We start from the raw sequence: 24243 nt of genomic DNA, 5'->3' as shown, positions 1-24243 counted from the left end.
AGATCTATAGTCTAATTATTTGCTTTTGATTAACACCCAACCTTTATGCGATTCCTTCTTACCATCTTTCACCAATTGAAGCACGTAATAATACGTTCCGTCATTAAGCCCTAGGCCACCCCACGTATTGTCGTAATTTTCATTGAAATAGATTTCATTACCCCAACGGTTGATAATACTCAACGACACTTTATCATATCCTTCTAATCCTTTGATGACAAAGCGATCATTATATCCATCCCCATTTGGTGTAATCACGTTTGGAATTTCCAACGGATTCGGTAGTATGGTTACCGTTACGGTAGCCACATTACTGTATCTTCCTTTTTCATCTTTTACACGATACGTGAATGTTACTGGATCCAAATTACCATCAGAAGGTGCAGTGAACTCGATTTCTCCTGTTGGTAACACTACTACGCTACCTCTACTAGGTCCCTGAACAATCTCTACCGTTGACAGATCTATATCCCACTCTGTTACAATGTCATTGGCGGTTACCGGTATCTCTACCATGTGTCCTGCTTTCACCTCAGCAAAATCATCTACAGCTTCGATTAATGGGAACTCAACCGGAATCTCAGGTGTTTCGTCCTCATCATCAGGATCTTCTGTCGTTGGCTTATCTGGCCCCCATACTTTAATACCATTTGTGATTGTCGCCGGTGCTTCTTCATCCACATCTGCCGTCACTGTCACCGTAATCGTACCACCCACAGCAACTACGGCACTTGTAGTCACGGTAGCTGTATTACCCGTTCCAACTGCTTCCCCATTTCCTGAAGTCACTTCGTATTTAGTGATCGTAAGTCCAGCGCTTGGCATTTCGCCCAAGTTGATTACTTTTCCACTTGCAATATCCGAAGGACCATTATTGGTAATCGTCACCGTAAATGTTGTACTTTCTCCTGCTTTGACTACGGCTTCATCTGCCACTTTCGTAATGCTCAATGCAGATTCGCGATCTACTGGAATCTCAGGAGTTCCGTCCTCATCATCCGGTTCTTCTGTTGTTGGCTTATCTGGCCCCCATACTTTGATTGCATTGCTAATTGTTGCTGGTGCATCCGCTTCTACTAAAGCTGTAACTTTCACGATAATCATTCCGCCCACTGCAACGTTAGCATTCGTCGTGACTGTTGCCGTATTACCGGTTCCCACAGCCGCTCCGTTTCCGGATGTTACTTCATATCCGGTGATCGCAAGACCTTCACTTGGTATTTCCCCCAAGTTAATCAATTTTCCACTTGCAATATCCGAAGGCCCATTATTAGTGATTGTCACCGTAAATGTAGTATTCGTACCCGCTGTTACACGCGCTTGATCCGCTACTTTCGTAATACTTAAGTTCGACTCATTGTCTACCGGGATCGGTGGCGTCTCGTCATCATCGCCATCCACTTCGATACCGTTCTTAACCGTACCCGTAGCATTCGCAGGGACATGACCTGTAATATTCAGTTCGATCGTACCGCCTACATTAACCTCGTTGCTCACTTCGATCGTGAACACACCCGTAGCTGCATCGTATACACCGTCGAATGTAGCATTTCCGCTTGTTACCGTGATGTCGCCACCTGCGATAATCAATCCATCAGGTTTTTCAGTGATGATCACTTTATGTCCTGTTTTCGCAGTAGACGGACCGTTGTTGGTCAGTACCACTTTGAAATCAACGCTCTCTCCAGCAATAGCGACAGTAGCAGTCGTTGTTTTAACAACACCAAAGGCTACCTTATCTTCTACCGGGATCGGCGGCGTCTCGTCATCATCGCCATCCACTTCGATACCGTTCTTAACCGTACCCGTAGCATTCGCAGGGACATGACCTGTAACATTCAGTTCGATCGTACCACCTACATTAACCTCGTTGCTCACTTCGATCGTGAACACACCCGTAGCTGCATCGTACACACCGTCGAACGTCGCGTTGCCGCTTGTTACCGTGATGTCGCCACCTGCGATAATCAATCCATCAGGCTTTTCAGTGATGATCACTTTATGTCCTGTTTTCGCAGTAGACGGACCGTTGTTGGTCAGTACCACTTTGAAATCAACGCTCTCTCCAGCAATAGCGACAGTAGCAGTCGTTGTTTTAACAACACCAAAGGCTACCTTATCTTCTACCGGGATCGGCGGCGTCTCGTCATCATCGCCATCCACTTCGATACCGTTCTTAACCGTACCCGTAGCATTCGCAGGGACATGACCTGTAACATTCAGTTCGATCGTACCGCCTACATTAACCTCGTTGCTCACTTCGATCGTGAACACACCCGTAGCTGCATCGTATACACCGTCGAATGTAGCATTTCCGCTTGTTACCGTGATGTCGCCACCTGCGATAATCAATCCATCAGGCTTTTCAGTGATGATCACTTTATGTCCTGTTTTCGCAGTAGACGGACCGTTGTTGGTCAGTACCACTTTGAAATCAACGCTCTCTCCAGCAATAGCGACAGTAGCAGTCGTTGTCTTAACAACACCAAAGGCTACCTTATCTTCTACCGGGATCGGCGGCGTCTCGTCATCATCGCCATCCACTTCGATACCGTTCTTAACCGTACCCGTAGCATTCGCAGGAACATGACCTGTAACATTCAGTTCGATCGTACCACCTACATTAACCTCGTTGCTCACTTCGATCGTGAACACACCCGTAGCTGCATCGTATACACCGTCGAATGTAGCATTTCCACTTGTTACCGTGATGTCGCCACCTGCGATAATCAATCCATCAGGTTTTTCAGTGATGATCACTTTATGTCCTGTTTTCGCAGTAGACGGACCATTATTGGTCAGTACTACTTTAAAGTCAACACTCTCTCCAGCAATAGCGACAGTAGCAGTCGTTGTTTTCGAAACGCTAAAATTAGATACTCTATTTACATCAATATCAGGTGTAGTAGCCGTACCCTCAGGAGTCGTATAGTCACCCGCTGGATCTTCGCTCCAGATATTGATGGTATTATTGATAATGTCAGCTGTGATTGCCGCATCAACATCAACAGTAACCGTCAGGGTAATTGTAGACTCTGGTGCAACTGCTGTCGCCACGTCAAGCGTGAACGAACCGTCTGCTGCTACAGTACCTACTGTACCGTTGCTCGAAGTGATACCGCTGATCACCTGTCCGGCACTCACTGCATCCTGTAGATACAACGTAGTTGCTGGAAGGATCGTAGACGTACCTTTATTCGTCAACGTAACCGTATAGCTGTATGCTTCACCAGCAGTTGCTGTAGCTGCATCGCCAGTTTTCTCAACTGCATCAGGATCACCCCATCCGTAGTCGCGCTCCACTGGAATATCTGGAGTCACTGCTGTTCCCTCTGGTGTAGTATAGTCACCCGCTGGATCTGTGCTCCAAATCTTAATTGTATTATTGATAATATCAGCTGTGATTGCCGCATCAACATCGACAGTAACCGTCAAGCTGAACGTGCCATTAACAGCTATAGCAGCCGTAGGCGTAAAGGTGAACTCTCCAGCTGTGCCGATTGCACCCAATGTACCACCTGTTGAGGTAATGCCCGTAACAGTTTGTCCGGACGAAACAACATCCTGTAAGAAAAGTGCAGTGCCAGCCTGAATTACAGAAGGCCCTTTGTTCTCAACAGTAACCGTATAACTGTAAGATGTTCCAGCTGTAGCTGTAGGTGCATCGCCTACTTTAGCAACTGCATCGTCGTCGAAACCGTAGTCACGCTCCACTGGGATATCAGGCGTAGTAGCCGTACCCTCTGGTGTAGTATAGTCACCCGCTGGATCTGTGCTCCAAATCTTAATTGTATTATTGATAATATCAGCAGTAATTGCCGCATCAACATCGACAGTAACCGTCAGGGTAATCGTAGACTCTGGTGCAACTGCTGTCGCCACGTCAAGCGTGAACGAACCGTCTGCTGCTACAGTACCTACTGTACCGTTGCTCGAAGTGATACCGCTGATCACCTGTCCGGCACTCACTGCATCCTGTAGATACAACGTAGTTGCTGGAAGGATCGTAGACGTACCTTTATTAGTCAACGTAACCGTATAGCTGTATGCTTCACCAGCAGTTGCTGTAGCTGCATCGCCAGTTTTCTCAACTGCATCAGGATCACCCCATCCGTAGTCGCGCTCCACTGGAATATCTGGAGACATTGCTGTTCCCTCTGGTGTAGTATAGTCACCCGCTGGATCTGTGCTCCAAATCTTAATTGTATTATTGATAATGTCAGCTGTGATTGCTGCATCAACATCAACAGTAACCGTCAAGCTGAACGTGCCATTAACAGCTATAGCAGCCGTAGGCGTAAAGGTGAACTCTCCAGCCGTGCCGATTACCCCCAATGTACCACCTGTTGAGGTAATGCCAGTAACAGTTTGTCCGGACGAAACAACATCCTGTAAGAAAAGTGCAGTGCCAGCCTGAATTACAGAAGGCCCTTTGTTCTCAACAGTAACCGTATAACTGTAAGATGTTCCAGCTGTAGCTGTAGGTGCATCGCCTACTTTAGTAATTGCATCGTCGTCGAAACCGTAGTCCTTAACAACGTTAAGAACAGCAGGGGCTGATTCCACTATACATCCCGCATCAGAAGTAACTAGTACCCGGTAACTTCCAAAAACGCCTTCCGTTTGAGTCGCAGGAACTACAACATCTAATGAAGCAGTTGTAGCGCCGGCTACATCTAACCAAGTTGCACCACCGTCTATAGATGTTTGCCATTGGTAAGTAACAGGCAGTGCTGCATTACTTAATGCTACTGTAAATGTCGCTGTCGTACCCGCATCAACCGTTACACTTTGCGGTTGAGAGGAGATTGCAGGTAGTTCGTTTACGATAACATCGATTGGAGTTCTCTCACCAGTTTCACATGTACCGAAACGTACTGTTTGTACATATAATGTATGCGTTCCCTCTAGTAGCTCGGTAACATTTACTACATTACCACCCGTCGGAGCGTCGTAAATTATATATGTTGTACAATTGTCTGGAACTGGGATCGTAATGTCACCACCCGGACAAATTTCAAATTTATTATCGCCATTCGGCCCTGCGACTACCGCTGGAATCGTGCGTGTAATTTCATGTACCTGCAATTGATCCAGTACAGAAGCTACACCACCGTATAGAATCTTCACGCGATCAAATGGCGCGTTAGCGATGAATTTCACATCAGCTTGCTCGTTTCCGGCAAGAAGCGTGATCTTCAATAGCGTTCCATCGTTATGGATTGGTGCACCTACCGCTGTATTGCCTAGGTAAGGTTGGATCGTAAAGGACTCCAACAAACCTACTGTTAATAGTGACGATGGTTTTCCAACTCTGATACTCAACGTATCGCCAGCAAGTGCAGGTGTACTGTATAATACCTCTAATCGGGTATAGGCGTTAACACCAACCGCATTATTGAGCACTGCAAAAGTTCCATCATTACCATCTACTGCATTCGCAGCATCGATAACATTGACTAAACCATTCAATGCACCTACACCTCCGATTGGACGCTCGAGACCACTTAACACATCAACCACACCATTCGGATCGTCACAATCTGGCGTACCTGGAGTATGGTAATATGCTTCGTATAGATTTACAGACTGCGCTACAGTAGCTAAAGCAGATAAGTAAACTTTCACTCCGCTATAAGGTACTTGCTGTCCACTTGCATTTGTTGGAACGAAGGTGAAATCAAAAATATTCTCACCAGCAACGATGTTGACTAAGTCTCCATCCACAAGATGCGATACACCAACTGGATTTCCTGCAGCATTGATTGGCTGAACACGGATACCACCGGCAAGCTGTGCAACAGTCAAGGTCTTGCCTAATTTCACGGTTACAGGCGTACCAGCAGCAATCGGACTACCTGTCCATTTGATGTTCTGGTAAGTTTGTCCCAAAAGTCCAGCTACATTAGCCACCTCAGTCAGTGTACTGAATGTTGCCACATTTTGATCTGCTGCTTGGGTTGGATTATCGACTTCTCCCAGATTTATGAATAACAACTTAGTTACATCATATTGCGATGCATCATTTCCGTATACCCTCGTATACACTGGAGGACATTCACCCGGATTGAATACACGGATGGTTACATTCGCAGCTGTTTGACAGCCCGAAAGTGTATTTGTTGCGATCAAAGTATAGACATGCGTACCCGGAGAAGCAAATGGTCCGAAGGTCGTACCGTTAAAGTCCGCTCCTGATTGATCTTTCCACTGATAAGTAACGCCTGCCTCGGTATCGTATGTCGGCACAGCAACACTTTCATTTATTTCTATCGCATAAGAAGAAGCTTCATTAAACACAATTACCGGAGCAGGATTAACTGTAACGGTTACCGGAACGCGATCCGCAATTGCATTCTCACAAACACCGTCTCCCGATACAGCAACATAATAGGTTAACGTTGCGTTTGGCACCAAATTCAAGCTAGGTCCCGTAAATGCAGGTGTTGTTGCAGAAGCATTGTCGTACCAATAGAATATTGGATTCGTCAGCGTAGAACTTGCCGTTAAGGTTACCGCTGATCCTTCACATACCGGGTCATTACCTGTCACTGCGACATCGGCCGCAGTTGCTCTTGGCGTAACACCAATAGTTACCGGTGCAGAAACTGCACTTTCACAATTAGCCACATTAACAGCGATTACTGTATACTGTCCTGCATCTGATAAAGTAGCAGAAGCGATTGTCAATGTATTTGAGGTTTCTGTTAATAAATCAGCACCTCTGTACCATTTGTAACCATCTGCACCCGCTGTAGCAGTTAGTGTTACAGACTCACCTTCGCACACTGTAGAAACATCCGCATTGATTGTCGGCGTGATAGGTAATTCATTTACCGTCACTACCACCTGAGCTGGAGGATTATTAAAACAGAATCCTGTTCCTTCAATAACTGCGTAGTATGTTAAGGCGCCTGTTTGCGTCGGAGTTAAGAGAAGGGATGTTCCTTCATCCAAGTATCCACTTAACGCACCTGTACCACTGTTATATGCGCTATACCACTTAATCATATTTGCTGTCACACCTGGTGCACCTGCAATTGCTGCATTCAACGTAACAGGTTCCCCAGCACACAATTGACTTACTGAAGATGTAAGATCTAAATTTGCAGCGACAACCGGAGTACAGTTTGTCAGTATAGTATGTGTTGCCGTCTCACTCACCTCTGCATTACTAGCCGTTACACTATTATCAATAGACGTAACAAGATTCGGATCAATTGCATCTACCGTCACTGTAAACGTAAAGGTTTGTGTTTCACCCACAGCCAATGTCGGAATGGTTAACTCCACATTCGCACCATTCTGGGTAAAGTCACCCGCATCAAGCAATGTCGTATTAGCCGGAATAGCGTCAACAAGCTGAACGTTTGTTAAATCTTTATTTCCTGTATTTGTAATAGTAACTGTATAAGTTATTACATCATTCGCTTGCGCCTGCCCGGAGTTCGTACCATTACTCACACCTGCTAAGCTCAAGTCAATCGAATGATTTGCAGTTACCGGAATATCGGTAGGATCACCCGGAGTTGCAACTGGATCTGGGCCAGCCACTGGATCCGTTGGATCAGCAGGAGGTACGGTAGGTGTACCTGGATCCGATGGATCTGTTTTAATAAGTGCAACATTACTAATTGCATCGATACTAGTTAAGTCCACATCCACTTTGACCACGAAACTCACCAATACAGTTTGTCCAAAGGCCACGTCGATATCCGTAAACTCAACTGTATTACCGTTTAACGTACCACCTGAAACATAGGTCGTACCTGCAGGGATAGCGTCGGATACCGATAATCCCGTTAAATCCTGATTACTTTCATTTTTAATATAAATCGTGTACGTTACATCTTCCCCGCCACTTACCGTGGTAGTAGATGTACCGTTTGCGATACTGTATCCTTTCCAAGCGACAACATTATCCGTCGGATTAACCGGAATCAACGTAGGATCACCTGGATTCGTTCCCGGTGCAGGACCAGCCGTTGGATCAGTTGGATCAGCCGGTGCCGTCGAAGTCGATGTTCCCACAGCTATTACCACAGCGACGTTACTGATTTGTGTCACACCGGTCAAATTATCTTTAACCAAGACCTCAAAACTTCTAGACTCAGTACCTCCTACTGGAATGTCAATTCCAGCGAAATCAACAGATGTACCATTTAACGTACCACCGGACACATAGGTTGTTCCAATAGGTAAGGCATCCGAAATCGATACACCTGTTAAAGCTTGGTTACCTGTATTCTTTATATATATGGTATACGTTACCGTTTCACCACCACTAACTGACGTTGTGCTCGTACCGTTAGCGATACCAAATCCTTTCCAAGTAGAGACTGTAGAAATCGGATCCACTGGAATATCTGTTGGGGTACCTGGAGGAACATTCTCATCCGGCCCTGCTGTAGGGTCAGTCGGATCAGCCGGAGGTACCGTACCTGTACCCGGGTCATTTTCATTTTCTTTTACAAACGCTACATTACTGATGCTTGTCGCGCCTGTTAAGTCCGCATTGACGGTAACTTTAAAGGATACTCTTGCTGTGTCACCCACTGCAATTGTTACATTCTCAAAAACTACACTGTCTGCGACTAACACACCACCTGAACCCGCAACATACGTTGTATATTCCGGAATGGTATCTACCACACGGTAGTTTGTTAATGCTACCGCACCTGTATTCGCAATATGGATGGTGTATTCAATTTCCTCACCGCCTTTAACATCTGCTACCGCAGTTCCGCTGGTTGTTTCTTTGTAAGATTTCCATGCGTCAAACAGTGGCGTATTACAATCTTTCTCAACAGCAAACACGCGAAGTGCAGGTAATACACTCACATTCAATACGCCTTTTAAGCCTATGCTTATTTTATCATATTCCACGCCAGGAGCGAAAGGAATTACACCTGTCGTACCGTTATTAAGAATACCAAGTACATTTAAACCATTAATCAATTGGCTTTGTACATCTAAGGTTGCTACTGGAGTAGCGCCATTGTATGCAATGATTTCCAAGCCACCGATAAGGTTTGCATCCAAAGCACCTGAACCGTACCGTAAAGTCAGGTTTACGACTTCACTTGGTAAGGCGCTCTTACGGAAATCAAAATATTGTCTAACCGATTGTCCAACAGCCAAAGTTCCTAAGCTGATTTCTGAATAATCTGTTGTATTGTCGTTAATAGCATGATCTGCATTATCTACACCTGCGCCTGAGCCAGCCAGTCCAGCTGCAGTAAGATTTAAACCACTCGCATCGTAGGAAGTCGTGAATACCGGTTGACAATCTGTTAAAGGATTATCCACACAGGCACCGTAGACATTCATGGAGTTACCTTGCGCGGTCAACGGTAAAGCCGTATTTGTTCCATTTGTAATCCGAATCGCATCGAATTGTGCTGTCGGTGTTATGGCGATATAATAACGGCCTAATTTATCTTGTACGATACGGATACGATCGTTGTTACCACCAAAATTATTATTACTACCACCTTGCAATACAATCGCATTTCCATCTTTCGCCTGGATGTTAAAATAATGATTACCTAATAGCAAACCATCTACTAAATCAGCCACGGCACCACCAAGACTTCCTCCCAACAATTTATTCAATAATGTAGGTTCGAAGTCAATGCGTACATAGGCCGTTTTGTTCGCATCTACCGGCGTATCAAATCCCAATTCTACAAATCCAGTGTAATTATTCGGTTGTCCACCTAATAATTGTCCCAGTAAAGAATTAGAACCAGAGTTCAACGTCGCATACGAATCAAAATCATCATCGAAAAGATTAGCGATATTATCTGCGTTAGAAGAAGCCCTAATTGTTGTTACACAGACCGGATTCTCGAATGGCGATGGTGTTGTCGTTGTTGGACAACCGGCACCGATTCGTTTTACTTCATATAAACGGATAGAAGGTGTCACTGCAACATTCAGCAAAGATCCCGCTACCACATCCACACGATCATATGGTGTATTTGTCTGAAATGTCAATGTCTGAACTCCGCCAGAACTGAATAGATCCAACAAGTTTAGGTTATTAATCAGCCCGTCTTGCAACGTAAACGTTTCCCCTATTACACTTCCATTGTATGTTACAATGCTATAGCTTCCTAATAAATCTACCGTAGCCAAGCTCGACGGATCTAGTTGCAAACGTACGTTCAGCGTATCACCAGCTGCAGAAAGCTTGTTGAAGTAAATACGTTGAGATACTTGCGCCGCTACTGCCACCGTACCCGTACTGATTTCAGAATAATCGGAAGAGTTAAGACTGATTGCATGATCTGCATTCTGAACACCCGCACCATTCAATAAACCGAGTGAAAGTCCAGATTGGTCAAACGACGTAAATTGACCTGGCAGACAGTTGTCTGTACCGATCTCCATACACGCTTCAAAGATCTTCATCGAAGCTACATCTTGCGTCAAGCCAACTAGAGAAGGGAAGTGTTCCGTAATACGGATGTTTTTGTAATCCGCATTCGGTGTGATCGCAATATAGTATCTACCTATATTATCCTGTACGATACGAAGATCACCGCCCGTTACATCCACAAAGGCTGCTTGGCTAGATCCCGCTAATACGGTAGTACCACCCGTCTGTGCCGTTTTTGCTTCAATCGAAAAATAATGGTCACCCAATAGTAGGCCTCCTACCGTATTCACCAAATTTCCTAATGTACCGCTCAACAAGCGAGGCAATAAATTATCCTCCATGTCAATACGTACATAAGTTGTTTTATTCGCAGGAATAACGGTTGGGAACTCATATTCTAAGAAACCGCTATATGCTCCCATACCTAGCAATGTACCACTACTTGCCGTTAAGGTAGCAAATGATTCATTGTTACCATCTGCAGCAAGATAAGCGTAATCGGCATGTTCCCATGCTACGACGGTAGCCTCACAAGATGGAATTTCAAAAGGTGTAGGCGTCGCAGTTGGCAATACAAAATCCGGGTCTTCACATCCAGAACCTGTAGGGCCAAAACGTTTCACGTCGTAAACCTCAACTACAGATTCGAAAGCGCTTACGTTTAGTAGCGAATTGACACGTATTTCAATACGATCGAATGCTTTTCCGGGAGCGAAGGTTAATATACCCGGATTACCTGTTTCCAGCAGTCCCAGTACATTCGTACCATTTAATAGTCCACCGCCTAAAGATCTGTGGTAAACTTCTGTATTACCATTATAGGCAATTATTTCGTAGGCGCCAAGTAAGTCAACATTTAGCGTTTGACTTGCTTTGACCGCCAATTTTATTTTGAAAACCGATTGGGCATCACTTAAGGAATTAAAGTGGATGTATTGCGACATCGATCCCGCAACACTCAGAAGGCCCAGATTGATCTCCGAAAATGTATTTTCATCATCGTCAATCGCCCGTTCAGGATTTACCACCCCAGTTTTGCCCAGTTGCAATACCCCTAATGTAATACCACTTCCTTCATAAGAAGTAGAAAATGCAGGATCACATATTTCATCACTTGCATCGTAACATACGTTGTAGACATTTAAGTATTTATCAGCAGATAACAAGCCAACAACGGACGTTGTACGATCCGTTAATCTGATATTCGTAAACGGCTGGTCTGCTTTGACCGCAATATAGAATCTTCCAGCTTTGTCCTGTACAATTTTTACCTGACCATTTGACGATGAAAAGAGATTCGCACTTGAGGTATTTAGATTTTCAGCAGCACCATTCTTCAATTGTACCTCGAAGAAATGATTTCCCAGTACCAAACCATTTACCAACCCACCTACAACATCACCAAGACTACCTGCTAATAATGAATTCAGTACATCCTCATCATAATCAATACGGATATAGGTTGTTTTACCTGCAGGAACTTCAGATGGAAAATTCACTTCCAGATGACCAGCTCTACTTCCTAAACCAACAAGGATTCCGGCGTCAGAGCGTATCGTAGCATAACTATCAAAATTATCGTCGGTTGCAAACTGTGGATCATCCGCATTTAACGAAGAAACAACCGTTGTATTCGCGCACATCGGATCGAAAAGCGGATTTGCTGTCGGAGGTGGTTCAGGACAAGGTCCACTTGAACGCGTTACGCCGTAAATACGCAAATCTGCACCTATGCTAACACCTAGTGTATTCTCCAATACAACCTCTACCCGATCAAACGGTTGGCCCACATTCAGCGGAACCGTTAGGATACCGCCCGAATTCAGTGCACCCAACAAATCCAATCCATTGATTAGACCGCCTTGAATTTGCTGGTTTAAAACAGGCGTCGGATTCGTTCCATTATAAGCGCGGATATAATAGCCCCCCAGCAAACTAACATTGGCTATGGCCGAGCTCAATTGCAACCGTACTTTTAGAACCGAATTTGCCTCTGATGAAGACGGGAAATAAAAACTCTGGGAGAACGTTCCAGCAACAGATAATAAACTGGATTTTAAAACGGAATAATTTGATGTATTGTTGTCAATTACGTAAGATGGGTTTTCCACAATGCGATTGCTTGCCCCCAACAAACTCCCCAAGTTCAAACCTACGCCGCTTGCTTCTCCATCTCCTGCAAATGCCACTGGCGCACAGTCCGGTATATTCGATAATGCATAAGCATAATGAATATCTATTGTCCTGGCAGCTGCTACATTTACGTCAGATCCAAACGTCAATCTAATTCTAACCGAATTAAAAGCTTCCGCATTACCGGGTGATTGAACAGCGATATAGGTAAGTCCGTCATTACCTGTAACAAATTTAACATTGGTACTGCCCCCTAAAGCAGTCCCATGTCCAGAACTCCCTGCGTTTGCAGTTGCATTTTTATACAGTGTGGCCTGTATAAAATTAGAAGGAGCCCCAAGTAAGGAGCCCAATCCCAATGTTAAACCAGTCTGATTAATTCCCGAATACCGGATATAAACCCAGTCATTCGGCTGTAAATTATTTTCAAACTTCAACTGTAGCCAGCCATCTCCTGACCCAAGCAGTCCTGCCACAATTCTCGTTGACGTGATTGTAGCAAAGTTAGCCTCAGAACTGTTCGCCGCATTTCCAGCATTATCAACCCCCGAGCTACCGGTTCCAAGAAGTCCAACAGCTATAGCTCCACTACTTGGAGTGACAGTAGCATACTCTTTCGTCTGTCCGTAACTTGTGATCCCCAAAATCAGCAAGATAAACAATAGAACATACCGAACCGGGGACAGCGTCCCCGGTTGAAGGTCCACAGTGTTAATGTTTTTCATAGATAGTAAGTAGTATAAGTTAATATCAGATACCAAATAGCTTGGACACTGAGATTAATAGTATGTTTTTCATAACATGGTCAGGGATAGCCCTGACTCATTACAAATCTAACGAAGAAATAATGTAATAAAAAAATTTTTTTATAAAAATTAATAGGAATATAATATTAGAAATTCATGAAACTTAGAAGATAAAATACAATATCAGTGATTAAATAAATTTTAAATTTAACACTATTTAACACTTAAAATATCTTTAAAAGAAATACAATCGATTGCTTACTGATATATAATAAAAAATCGATTAAATATATTTTATAAAAATGGAACGAACATCACTTTTATCACTTTTAGGATTGCTTTTTTTTCATAATTCGAAAAACACAAGCATAGAGAGTAAATTTACAACTACAAAAAAACATGTGTTTCAACATCAATATTTCCATATATTATTCACCAAAAATGGAACAAAATTCATTTTTACGCGTACGACTACGAAACGATCAGCAATATTTCCAATAAATAAAACGAAAAAGTAAAAAATGAGCGGATGTATTCAACACCAAAATAATCACACCTTACCTTGTCCTCCTGATGTCCACCTCTTTATTTTTCTCTTTTTACAGCATATAATTACGTGTTCTTACGCATTATATATTAAATAGCTACCTTTTACCTATTTTTTAACCGCGGTAATAAACCATTATTCATTTTTAATCAACACCCAGCTCTTTCTAACCGTTTCCCTGCCCCCTCTCACCAATGTCATTACATAATAATAGGTTCCCGATTCTAAATTCGATCCACCCCATTTATTATCGTAATTTGTGGATCTAAATACTTCATTACCCCAACGATTCACCACAATCAACTCCACCCTATCATACACCTCGATACCTCGTATCTCAAAATAATCATTGACACCATCGCCATTAGGCGTAAAGACATTCGGTATAAATAGCGGTCTTGGCGCTAAGGTTACCCACACTTCCGCCTGCGATGTCAGTCCGTTTTCGTCTTCAATAAGGTAAACAAACTTATCCTGCCCAATTCTATTGACCGTCGACACATACAATATCTCACCCGTAGACAGAACGGTAACCATCCCCCATTGCGGCTGATCAACAATACGCATACGGTCCAACAAAATCGGACTGCTGCCTGCTTGATCATTTTCCAAGACCGCGATAAGAACTTCTTCTCCGATCTCTACCGAGACCGCATCATTCACTGCCACTGGCCCTCGTTTTTCTATAGAAACTTTAGTGAAATAATTCTTAAAAGCATCCGTCAACAAACCTACCGGTAGCTGCATCGCATGCATTCCTTCTTCTATCTGATCAGTTGACTGCGCAATCCAATTGTCGCCGCCCGTATATTGCCATATAGACGCATCTTGATCAATGTAGAGGATACCATTTGTACGCTGATTGTGCTGTAATGTGTAAACCGTATTGACTTGCCGATCGGAATAGATATACCACGCACGATCCATCCCTACCCTACTATCCAGCACTACATTTGCATTGGAATAATCCTGTACAGAGACAAATAGTGTCACCTCTCTTTGGGGCGATAAGATAGCCGGGGTATAATCCCCTTCTGCAATACCGATAGGAAACACCGCTGTACGGTTAGCTTCTGTGTGGATGTATAACTGGGACTCCACCTTATTGCCCGTAATAATCATGCGACGGGAAGAGTGTTGTAAAATATTGCTACCCTTACCCAAGCCCAGTTTATTACCATTCAATTCAACGCAGGCGCCATCTACTGCCAGATCAAGCGATGCGTTTAAGATAAGATCATTTGAAGTGTACGCTTCAAAGCCATTGGGTTGAAACTCGGCAAGCAGCAGGTTATTTGTATTGCGCAGTTCAATTGCAAGGGAGATATTCGGGTTACCATTTCCATCCAACAACGTCGCTGCTGCTGCTACATTATCGTAATAAATATGTTGCCCCGGATCATGTAACACCAAACGACCTGTACCGTGTAACTTGGCACTTGGGTGTATATAAATAAAGCGTGACCAGATCTCTACCGTCCCGTGGATCTCCCAATCGGCATCAGCATCGATAATCAATGTTTCTGAGAAAATAAGATTTGTCATACCCGGTTCCATAGATTGCCGGGAATTATCCGAAACATAGGAACCTACATAATCCGACTGCGCATACCCTTGCCCCCCGGTTAATATCCAACCGATCAACACCATAGCTATGTATTGTATGCGCATCATGCTTGCTTAGTTGCTTTTGAGTCGGCTACGGATCATAGGGTTGGAGATGGTTCGCGCTACAAAATCTGGATCAGGACAATCGGAATTAGGAGGTCCATAACGGTTCACGTCAAAAACTTGAAGAGTCACTCCCAGCGCACTTACTGCAACCACGCTATTCACGCGGATTTCAATTCGATCAAATTCGTTGTTTGGTCTAAAGGTTAAAGTTCCTGTATCACCATTTCCGAGCAATGACAAAATATTTGTTCCATTCAATAATCCACCCGCTAAAGACCTGCGATAGACTTCTGTTGAACCATTATAAGCAAAGAATTCGTAGTCCCCTAGTAAATCTACATTTAATATTTCATTACTTTCAATAGCCAATCTCACTTTAAAAGAAGAGTTTTTTGGACTCAATGAATTGAAATAAATAAATTGAGACATAGATGCGCCGACTCCCAAGACACCTAAGTTAATTTTAGATGAGGTATTTTCATTGTCATCTATAGCATGTTCCGCATTTTGAACGCCGTTGCTTCCTAGATTAAGCAGATCTAATGTAATACCGGTACCTTCGTACGAAGTGGAAAAAGTGGGATCACATATTTCGCTGCTTGCGTCGTAACATATACTATACACATTTAAAAACTGATCTGGAGCGAGAACACCCAAAACAGCATTTGTGTGATCCGTAATTCTTATATTTGTATATGGCACACCCGCTTTAATGGCGATATAATACCGACCTACTTTATCTTGTACAATTCTAACCTTTCCAGCTCCTGCAGTAAAACTATCTATACTAGATACATCTAGAATATTCGTACCTCCATTTGTAAGTTTAACATCAAAATAATGTTCTCCCAACAATAGTCCATTAACCAAACCTGCAACAGTATTTCCTAAACTTCCCGACAATAAGGTCTTCAATACAGTTTCATCATAGTCAATCCGAATATAGGTTGTTTTATCGACCGGCACCGTCTGATCGAATTTTACCTCTAAGTGTCCGGATTGACCACCAAGCCCCAACAAAATACCAGTTCCTGAACGTATGGATGCATAGCTATCAAAGTCGCCATCTGTTGCAAATGCCGCGTCGTCAACATACTCCGATGAAACAATATTTGTATTTACGCACACCGGATTAATTAACAGACCTGCTGTCGGCGGTGGTTCAGGACAAACGAAACTATTACGCGTTACATTATATATCCGCAAAGTTGAAGCCGCCAAATTAAGCCCCACTGTTGTATTCAAACCAATTTCTACCCGATCATATGCTCCATTGGTCACAGGGAAAGAGACAGTAGTCGCTCCTCCATTACCTAACAATCCAACCAAATCAAGTCCATTTACCAATCCAGCCTGTAGCGTGAAAGATTGAACCAGCACGCTTCCATTAAAAACTCGCACTCTATAAGCGCCCAACAGGTCTAAATTTAACCCACTGGAAGTGATACCTAACCTTAGTTTCAGCGTTGAAGTGGTTTCTGATAAAGCAGGAAAATAAATATTCTGAACTGCAGATGCAGTGACAGCTAAAGCACCAGTGGAAATCTCTGAATAACTTGACGTATTAACATCAATAGCATATAATGGGTTTTTCACCACATCCCCTAAATTGATGGAGATTCCCATAGTGCGACCTAAATCAGTAGACAAAGGAAGTGAACAAGCAGTTACTTCACTGTAATAAAATGCATCGTAAACAGTGGACGCCAAGTTAGACCCTAAATTAATACCAAGCAGTGTTGTTTGAAATCGCAATCTAAACCTCACTCTATTCAAAGCTGTCGACGATTTTACTAGAAAATAAAATTTATTATCAAGCCCCTTTAATATATCCTTATGTACATCACTAGTAATTTCATTGGAACCTGAATAAACAGCAACATTGACTATATTGCTTTCCACCAGTCCCAATAAACCTCCAACTAGATTTAAAAGGTCTAAATTCACACCAGTGCTGGTTGGCAAGTCGAAAGGTATATAAATTTGGGTATTAGCAGAAATACCTTCGGAAAAGGTAAACTCTACCCATCCCTCACCATTAGCTCCTATATTCAAAATAGGTATTGTCATTGTTGTTGCTTTCAAATCAGCTTTAAAATTTTGGCCAATTACTCCCGAAGTTACAACACTAGCAATACTACTAGGAGGATTACTAACTTCACCCGCACCTCCCAATATTTGTCTCCAAGCGCGTATCCCCCTTGAATTAGAGGAAGCATACTCTTTTACCTGTCCGCACACATCTTCTTTCCCCAATCCAAGCAGCAAAAGAAAAAACAGAACAAACCTTCCAGCCCAACCTAAGCTTCTATCTTTTACCTTCACGTTTCTCCTCCTATTTAACGACAAAAACAATATTTACAAAAGAGTAATCTGTCCCCGTACCAATCACATCATACGTCAGAACACCATTTGCATCAATACTTAGATTTGCAAGCGCCGTATGGTCATAATCGGTAACATAATAATACAAATCAGTAGCAGCAGGCACATTAGGTATTTCATCAGGAGCATCGGTACTTTTTACAAACGTAGGTCTAACGTCCATACCAATGGTTCCTCCTGTAACCGGATCCGCATTAAATACCTTATTTGTAAATTGTGCTTTATATTCTTCATAAAGATTTCTTTTTTGCGCTGTAGCACTATTTGTGGTATTGAACACAATCGAAGGCATATAGAAAAACTTCACTGCGCCGTAGTCCTGACTCACCAACTTCGTCCACTTCGTACCGTCATTTTGGTAAAGCCCCGGCGTGACATCATTTGTGGCAGCTGTATTATAAACAATCATACCCGCTACATGAGCTTGTAAAGGTGCGGGGTTAGTAGTCGCTACCAAACTCAACCGTGGCAATAAAAACCCCTTGCTTGCAGACTCAACCTCTAACATAGCATTAGTATTAGGAGTACCATCGGTACCCCCAATTTTTACCTGTGCCTGTATTGCTATTCCAATACACAACATCAATATGGTGAATATGCTCTTCTTCATTTTACAGGGTCACTACAAGTTTTTTGTCTCTCGGATTTTTACAATCCGTCAGGTGCTACAGAGGAAGCAAACTCAACGATTACTTTTGCTGAAATATCTGATGTTCCCAAAACCGAATACATTTTCCCAACACCAACATTAAAACCGACGACCAAATTATCTGAAGCCACTGTCAAATCTGTTAATGACGCTGTCATACCTCCATTATAACGCAAGGAAGCAGACAAAATCCCATCGGCAGCAACTACTTTATCTAAAGTAACACCAGTTGTCACCGCGGAATTTGCAGTTATAGTTGTTTCGAACTCTCCTCTATAAATATAATGCGTTATACCCCCAACTACATAGGTGTCCCCTGTAAACACAGAATCACCACCAGAAGTAATTACATCCCCAAGTATAATTTTCAATTCGTTTATATTAACAGGTTCTGTTATGTAAGTTGAAGTTGCTGCGTCAAAATAAACGAATTTGAATGACGCGGGTATTGCAGGATCTGAGCCCGATGCAGGCGTTCCTGGCGTATAGACAAGTCCGCCACCTGATTCCTTCCCATTACCTAACACACCATCATCTACAGCTGGATCACCTAAGTTATTTGAAGGAAAAGCAACATTTAACAACGCTTTTATTTTCTCTGTATCTGCGTTCAAATTATTAATCACCTCATCCAACTGCGCTTGATTAACAATTCTCTCCCAGTGAGCTGCAACAACAGGAGCCGTTACAGTAGCTGGTACCCAATAGTAAAAACCAGGATACACGCGCTCTTTTTCATCTGCCACAGCTGCAGGATCACTTGTTCCGGTATTGTAAACCAATAAACTCTCTATTTCCGTTCCTTCAACCGCTACTCCATCTGTCGTTGATGCAAGCTCAACTCGTGGTATCAAAATACCCTTGTTGTCGGCAAAAATTTCTAATTGCGCTGCATCCGCCGGCGTCGGTGTCCCAATACCCACCTGTGCATTTGCCTCGATGGTGCAGAAAAGAGCAGCCGCTGCTAATCCCGCTAATTTCAAAAATTTACTTTTCATAGTTAATAATGTTTATTAAAAAATTGATGTTATTATTTTATGTATTGCTTGTATTAAATTCTACTGATAATGACCCACTCGGTGCCGTTAGACTGGAACACCCAGCCCTGATAAGGTGTAAATCCACTAATCTGTGATAACCCTTCCACACGCTCGCCGGCTGTTGCTTTCACAGTCACGAGATTACCCGAGGCATCAAATTTTTTGATCGTCACTTTTCGACCGCGGTTCGCACCTGCTTCCGGCAATGTTATTTCAACCCTGCCCCCCTGTGTATTAACTACTACACTGATCTCCGCCGCGTAACTGATATCCATCCCCTGCTCCGTAAAGGCTTCCCGCAGGTTGGGTACATGGGAAGCCGTGGTCAATATGGGGTTTAACTGCGAAAAGTCTACGTCCACTATATAATCCGTTTGCCTCATATTCGTCGCGTTAACAGCCGAAGTCACCCGCACCGGCCCTGTTCCCTGCACATGCGTCAGCAACTGGTTATCCCGCACCATATCCACCACTTTCAGATACTGCTTCACACCATTAACATCGACATAGATAAACTGCTCGCCGTCAAACTGCACATGACCGATTTGATTTTGTATAAACTGCAGCAACAGATTTTGTACACCGTTATCATTCAAAACAGTTTCAAATTCTTGGATCACCTCGCCGGGGATATCAATATCGACACCAACCGCATCCGGTCTTAATGATCCATCGGGAAGATACTGTCCTTCATTAAAGTAGGTAAACCGTCCTCCACCCTTTTTACGGAGTTCGGTAACAACCTCCTTCAAGGCAAGACTCCGAAAGATGGCCAAGAAATCAATCACTTCTGTTTGTCCGCCGGCTCGTATAATGGTCAACTGATAAGTCGTGGCATCATAACGGATATCTAATTGTTCGCCACCACGTGCCAAGACCCACCTTGTACCATCATTGTAATAGATCCCGGGTACGACGTCATTCTGCTGAGCGGTATTATATACCATCATTCCCGCGACATGCGTCGACAAAGGTGCAGCTAAGGTGGTCGATGTTAATGCAACACGCACGTGCAACAGTCCCCGCGCGCTACTTTCCAATTCCAACAAGGCTGCTGGGTTAACCCTATAAGTTGCGGATACCGTTCCATCCCCTAGCTTTTGCTGCGCCGTAACGAGGTACACCATCAGCACGAAAGTGCAGGTCAGAATATATTTAAGCAGGCTCTTCATACTATTACACAGAAAAAACTATTCCTTGAATTGTTCGATAAGTTAATATTCTTTAATACATAGCAGTACACGCTACAAATATTTCTTAAATATTCATACTTAACCTCTTTCAATTCGAAAAAAAGGTGTAACTGTACTTAAAACTTACAAGCCAGCAATTGCAGACTTTATAATGTTTAAAAATGGATTAAAAAAATTACTCCGGTTAATAAATATTGTTTTTCATAAGGACAGTAGGCTCATTTATTCCTTGAATATATCGCGCTACATCCGAGGTAAAACTAAAAACATATTCTAACAAAAAAAAATTATATTTTTTTATTGATTAAATAGGATGGTAACAAAAAACACCAATAGTATGAGCATCTTAAAACAAGATCTTTTAACCCATTGATAGCTAAGCATAAATAGAAATAACTAAATAGCCGGTTTGCTGCTAATTTAGCATTACAAAAGAAGTAAATTATTTGTTACAGATTGTAACAAAGGGCTTTTTTAGCCTCAGCGGGCTGTTCTCTTGGTCTGATGACGGCAACAGACTTTTAAATACCAATATTCCCGAAAGCATCATAAAAGCGGCTGGCTTGAAAGAGGAATAATATGTAAAACCCACAATTCAGGATATTCAATATGGAACAATTCACGACGTTCACGAAAATAAGAATAATAGAGGGAGATCAAGGTAATTTATCAATATTATGGTACTTTACAGTAAAAATACTCTATTTAGTAGGTACTAAGTTAGTTTTGCTACATTATGATCGTTCCTCGACAAGATCACTATAATAATTATACAGAATATGCTGTTTTCCTACTTTCTTTGACTTTCAAATGAGTTACTGTTTTAAATGTACGTAAAAATAACGTACATTTGTATAATTAATTGATAGAGTTATGGCTACCTTAGTAAATGACAGGATTGATGTACGCATCAGCAAGGAACATAAAGAGCTTATAAAGTATGCCGCTGAAATCAGTGGTTTTAAGACAGTGTCAGAGTTTATCGTGACTTTGGCAAAAAATGAAGCTACTCGTATCATAGAAGAGGAAACCAAAATCCTAAAATCTATGGACGACAAGGTTCTTTTTGTCGAAACCTTACTAAACCCACCAGCACCAAATAAAGCACTAAAGACAGCATTAAAAGATTACAATCAATTTTCCAACTTATCATCCAATGACCTTAAAGGTTTTAGAAAAAAGGCATAACCGCAAAGGTTTTTCTTGTGGTGTTCTCGAGCTCGATAACTACATTAAACATTACGTTAGCCAAGATGTGAAACGCAAATTGTCTGTTTGCTACGTCCTAGACGATGAGGATGCAAATGTAATTGCCTACTTTACGCTATCCTCTGGCAGTGTTGATCTGAACGATATTCCTGACGATCTTAAGAGTTCATTAAAATACGCTGAAATTCCAGTTGTGATCATCGGCCGTCTTGCTATTCACGTGGACTATCAAGGCAACAAATTAGGGCAAATCTTATTAATTGATGCACTAAAGCGTATTATTGAGATAAGTGCCCTCGTTGGTAATCATGCCGTTATCGTAGACCCGATCAATGAATCTGCCGAAAAGTTTTACGCCAAATTTGGTTTTATCCAATTGAAAGACTCCAAGCGCATGTTTCTTCCCCTAAAGACAGTAGCCACATTATTTGAAATAGAATAAAGGCGGATGGTGCATTAAGCACGTTTGTTCCACTTTGTCATTTCTTTGGATAAATAGCTACCCTCTAATTTTACATATCGTCTGAAACTGCGCTCGCCTTTGTGGTTACCAATGTTTTTCACGGCCCGTTCATGAATACCAAGTTCCAGCGAGACGGAAATAAACGTTTTTCGCGCGACATGGCCTGTGATCAATTCATAACGACGAAATTCCTTTCTTATAGGTCTAGCACCACGATACCTCATTAGTACGACTCGTTCATCCCAGTCCAATATTTCTGCACATTTTTTTAGATTTTCATTGAGTTTCTGACTTGAATTAAAATGAATTAAAGCAGTTTAAAATATATTCACCAATCTGATTACAAATACATTAAAGTGTATTAAAATAACTTAAAAATGCAAATAAGAGCAGATGGACGCACAATAAAGTATACTATATTTAAGAATTGAAGAGGTAAACGACAGAAAGCTTTAACGCCCTAAAGATCCTGTGCAATAGCAAACCCCGCCGCCCAGGCCCATTGGAAGTTATAGCCCCCCAACCAACCGGTGACATCTACCGCTTCTCCGCCAACGTAGAGACCAGGAAAGTTTTTCGTTTCGAGTGTTTTAGGTTTCAACTCGTCCGTAGAGACACCTCCTCGCATCACCTCCGCTTTGTCGTACCCTTTATCACCTGCCGGTTTTACCTGAAAGCCATGTATGGTTTCGACGATACGTTTTGAATCCGCTTTGCCAAGCGAAGCAATCTTCGTATCGATGGGTAAAAACTTAGCTAAAGCTTCCACCATCTTCTTTGTAAAATAATCGTTTAACAGCTGCCCTATCGTTCGCTTCCCTCCCAGATCACGCTCCTGTTTGATTAACGTTTCCAATTTAAATTGCGGTAACAAGTCGATCGTAAAGACCTCCCCTGCGCGCCAGTACGACGAAATCTGCAAAATAGCGGGACCACTCAGTCCCCAATGCGTAAAAAGAATATTCTCCTCAAAAGAAATACGATCATTATATACCCGTGCAAATACCGAATTTCCTGATAAGGAAGCATACCATTCCGCATCTTTACCCGTAATAGTAAGCGGTACCAAAGCCGGAGCAGTACCTACCACCTGCATACCCAATTTTCGGGCCGTGCGCAAAGCAAAATCTGAAGCCCCCAATTTAGCGACGGGCAACCCTCCAGAAGCAAGGACGACCTTTTTGGCATGGAGCACCTGCTCTTTATTGGCCCTTTCGATGGTAACAGAATATCCGTCTCCCGACTGTTCAACCGACTTCACAAGGGTGTTCAACCAGAGATCCTGTCCTGTATCGTAAAGCAGTTTTGTAAATACGGCGACAATATCCCTGGCCTTGTTGGTTGTCGGAAAAAGCTGCCCCAAGGTTTTCTCTTCCCCCTTTATGTTTCCGAAATCTTCAAAAAAACGTACGGTATCCCCTACTGTCCACTGTGCAAAAACAGCGTTTAAAAATTGTGGATTTTCCGACACGAAATTATCGACGGAAGTATATAGGTTAGTGAAATTGCAGCGACCACCACCCGAGATCAAAATCTTGGCGCCCGGTTTGTCATTGCGTTCCAGCAGGAGTGTCTTTTTCCCCAACAGGCCCGCTTGTGCAGCGCACATGAGTCCGCAGGCCCCTGCTCCTATAATAATTGCGTCGTAGTTTTCCAAAGTATATTTTATTTTTTTCTATCGTCATCGCGATGAGCACAGCGAAGAAGCGATCTTATTCATCTTGCCAAAGACTGCCGCGTCGTTCCTCCTCGCAGTGACGAAACTTGTACTACTAACTTGTCATCGCGATGAGCACAGCGAAAAGCGATCTTATTCACTA

The 24243-nt window shown here is 42.8% G+C and carries 10 protein-coding genes; 2 read left to right on the top strand and 8 right to left on the bottom strand.

What is annotated here, in order from left to right; genetic code table 11:
• Positions 1 to 15 precede the first annotated feature (15 nt).
• From C4F40_RS16410 to C4F40_RS16385, 6 genes are all read right to left on the bottom strand, one after another.
• A complete protein-coding gene (locus tag C4F40_RS16410; protein ID WP_196940511.1) occupies positions 16 to 13242 on the bottom strand; it encodes an Ig-like domain-containing protein in 13227 nt (4408 codons plus the stop codon).
• A 703-nt stretch (positions 13243 to 13945) separates the two neighbouring features.
• A complete protein-coding gene (locus C4F40_RS16405; RefSeq protein WP_196940510.1) occupies positions 13946 to 15484 on the bottom strand; it encodes a T9SS type B sorting domain-containing protein in 1539 nt (512 codons plus the stop codon).
• A gap of 6 nt (positions 15485 to 15490) precedes the next feature.
• On the bottom strand, positions 15491 to 17809 hold the full coding sequence (locus C4F40_RS16400) for a hypothetical protein (RefSeq protein WP_196940509.1): 2319 nt from the start codon (positions 17807 to 17809) through the stop codon (positions 15491 to 15493).
• A 10-nt stretch (positions 17810 to 17819) separates the two neighbouring features.
• Positions 17820 to 18479 carry a hypothetical protein gene (locus tag C4F40_RS16395; RefSeq protein ID WP_196940508.1) on the bottom strand — a complete coding sequence of 220 codons (660 nt, stop codon included), beginning with the start codon at positions 18477 to 18479 and terminating at the stop codon, positions 17820 to 17822.
• A 38-nt stretch (positions 18480 to 18517) separates the two neighbouring features.
• Positions 18518 to 19516, bottom strand: coding sequence for a hypothetical protein (locus C4F40_RS16390; protein ID WP_196940507.1), 999 nt, complete (start codon positions 19514 to 19516; stop codon positions 18518 to 18520).
• Between the two features lie 53 nt (positions 19517 to 19569).
• The gene (locus C4F40_RS16385; protein ID WP_196940506.1) at positions 19570 to 20730 is read right to left on the bottom strand and encodes a hypothetical protein; all 1161 of its coding nucleotides are present in this window, start codon (positions 20728 to 20730) and stop codon (positions 19570 to 19572) included.
• 894 nt (positions 20731 to 21624) lie between these two features.
• On the opposite strand from C4F40_RS16385, the gene C4F40_RS16380 reads away from it, so the two are divergent.
• The gene (locus C4F40_RS16380; protein WP_196940505.1) at positions 21625 to 21939 is read left to right on the top strand and encodes a type II toxin-antitoxin system TacA family antitoxin; all 315 of its coding nucleotides are present in this window, start codon (positions 21625 to 21627) and stop codon (positions 21937 to 21939) included.
• On the top strand, positions 21908 to 22402 hold the full coding sequence (locus C4F40_RS16375) for a GNAT family N-acetyltransferase (RefSeq protein WP_196940504.1): 495 nt from the start codon (positions 21908 to 21910) through the stop codon (positions 22400 to 22402). Before C4F40_RS16380 ends, C4F40_RS16375 begins: the two co-directional genes overlap by 32 nt.
• A 14-nt stretch (positions 22403 to 22416) precedes the next feature.
• On the opposite strand, the gene C4F40_RS16370 is transcribed toward C4F40_RS16375, so the two are convergent.
• Positions 22417 to 22647: a hypothetical protein gene (locus tag C4F40_RS16370; RefSeq protein ID WP_196940503.1), complete on the bottom strand. Its 231-nt coding sequence runs from the start codon at positions 22645 to 22647 to the stop codon at positions 22417 to 22419.
• 236 nt (positions 22648 to 22883) lie between these two features.
• Positions 22884 to 24080 carry a BaiN/RdsA family NAD(P)/FAD-dependent oxidoreductase gene (locus tag C4F40_RS16365; RefSeq protein WP_262894828.1) on the bottom strand — a complete coding sequence of 399 codons (1197 nt, stop codon included), beginning with the start codon at positions 24078 to 24080 and terminating at the stop codon, positions 22884 to 22886.
• Positions 24081 to 24243 lie beyond the last annotated feature (163 nt).

The sequence above is a fragment of the Sphingobacterium pedocola genome, from assembly GCF_015209965.1.
GTDB classification, from domain to species: Bacteria; Bacteroidota; Bacteroidia; order Sphingobacteriales; family Sphingobacteriaceae; genus Sphingobacterium; species Sphingobacterium pedocola.
The sequence above is the reverse complement of the archived record's forward strand: the minus strand, read 5'-3'. Positions and strand labels throughout refer to the sequence as shown.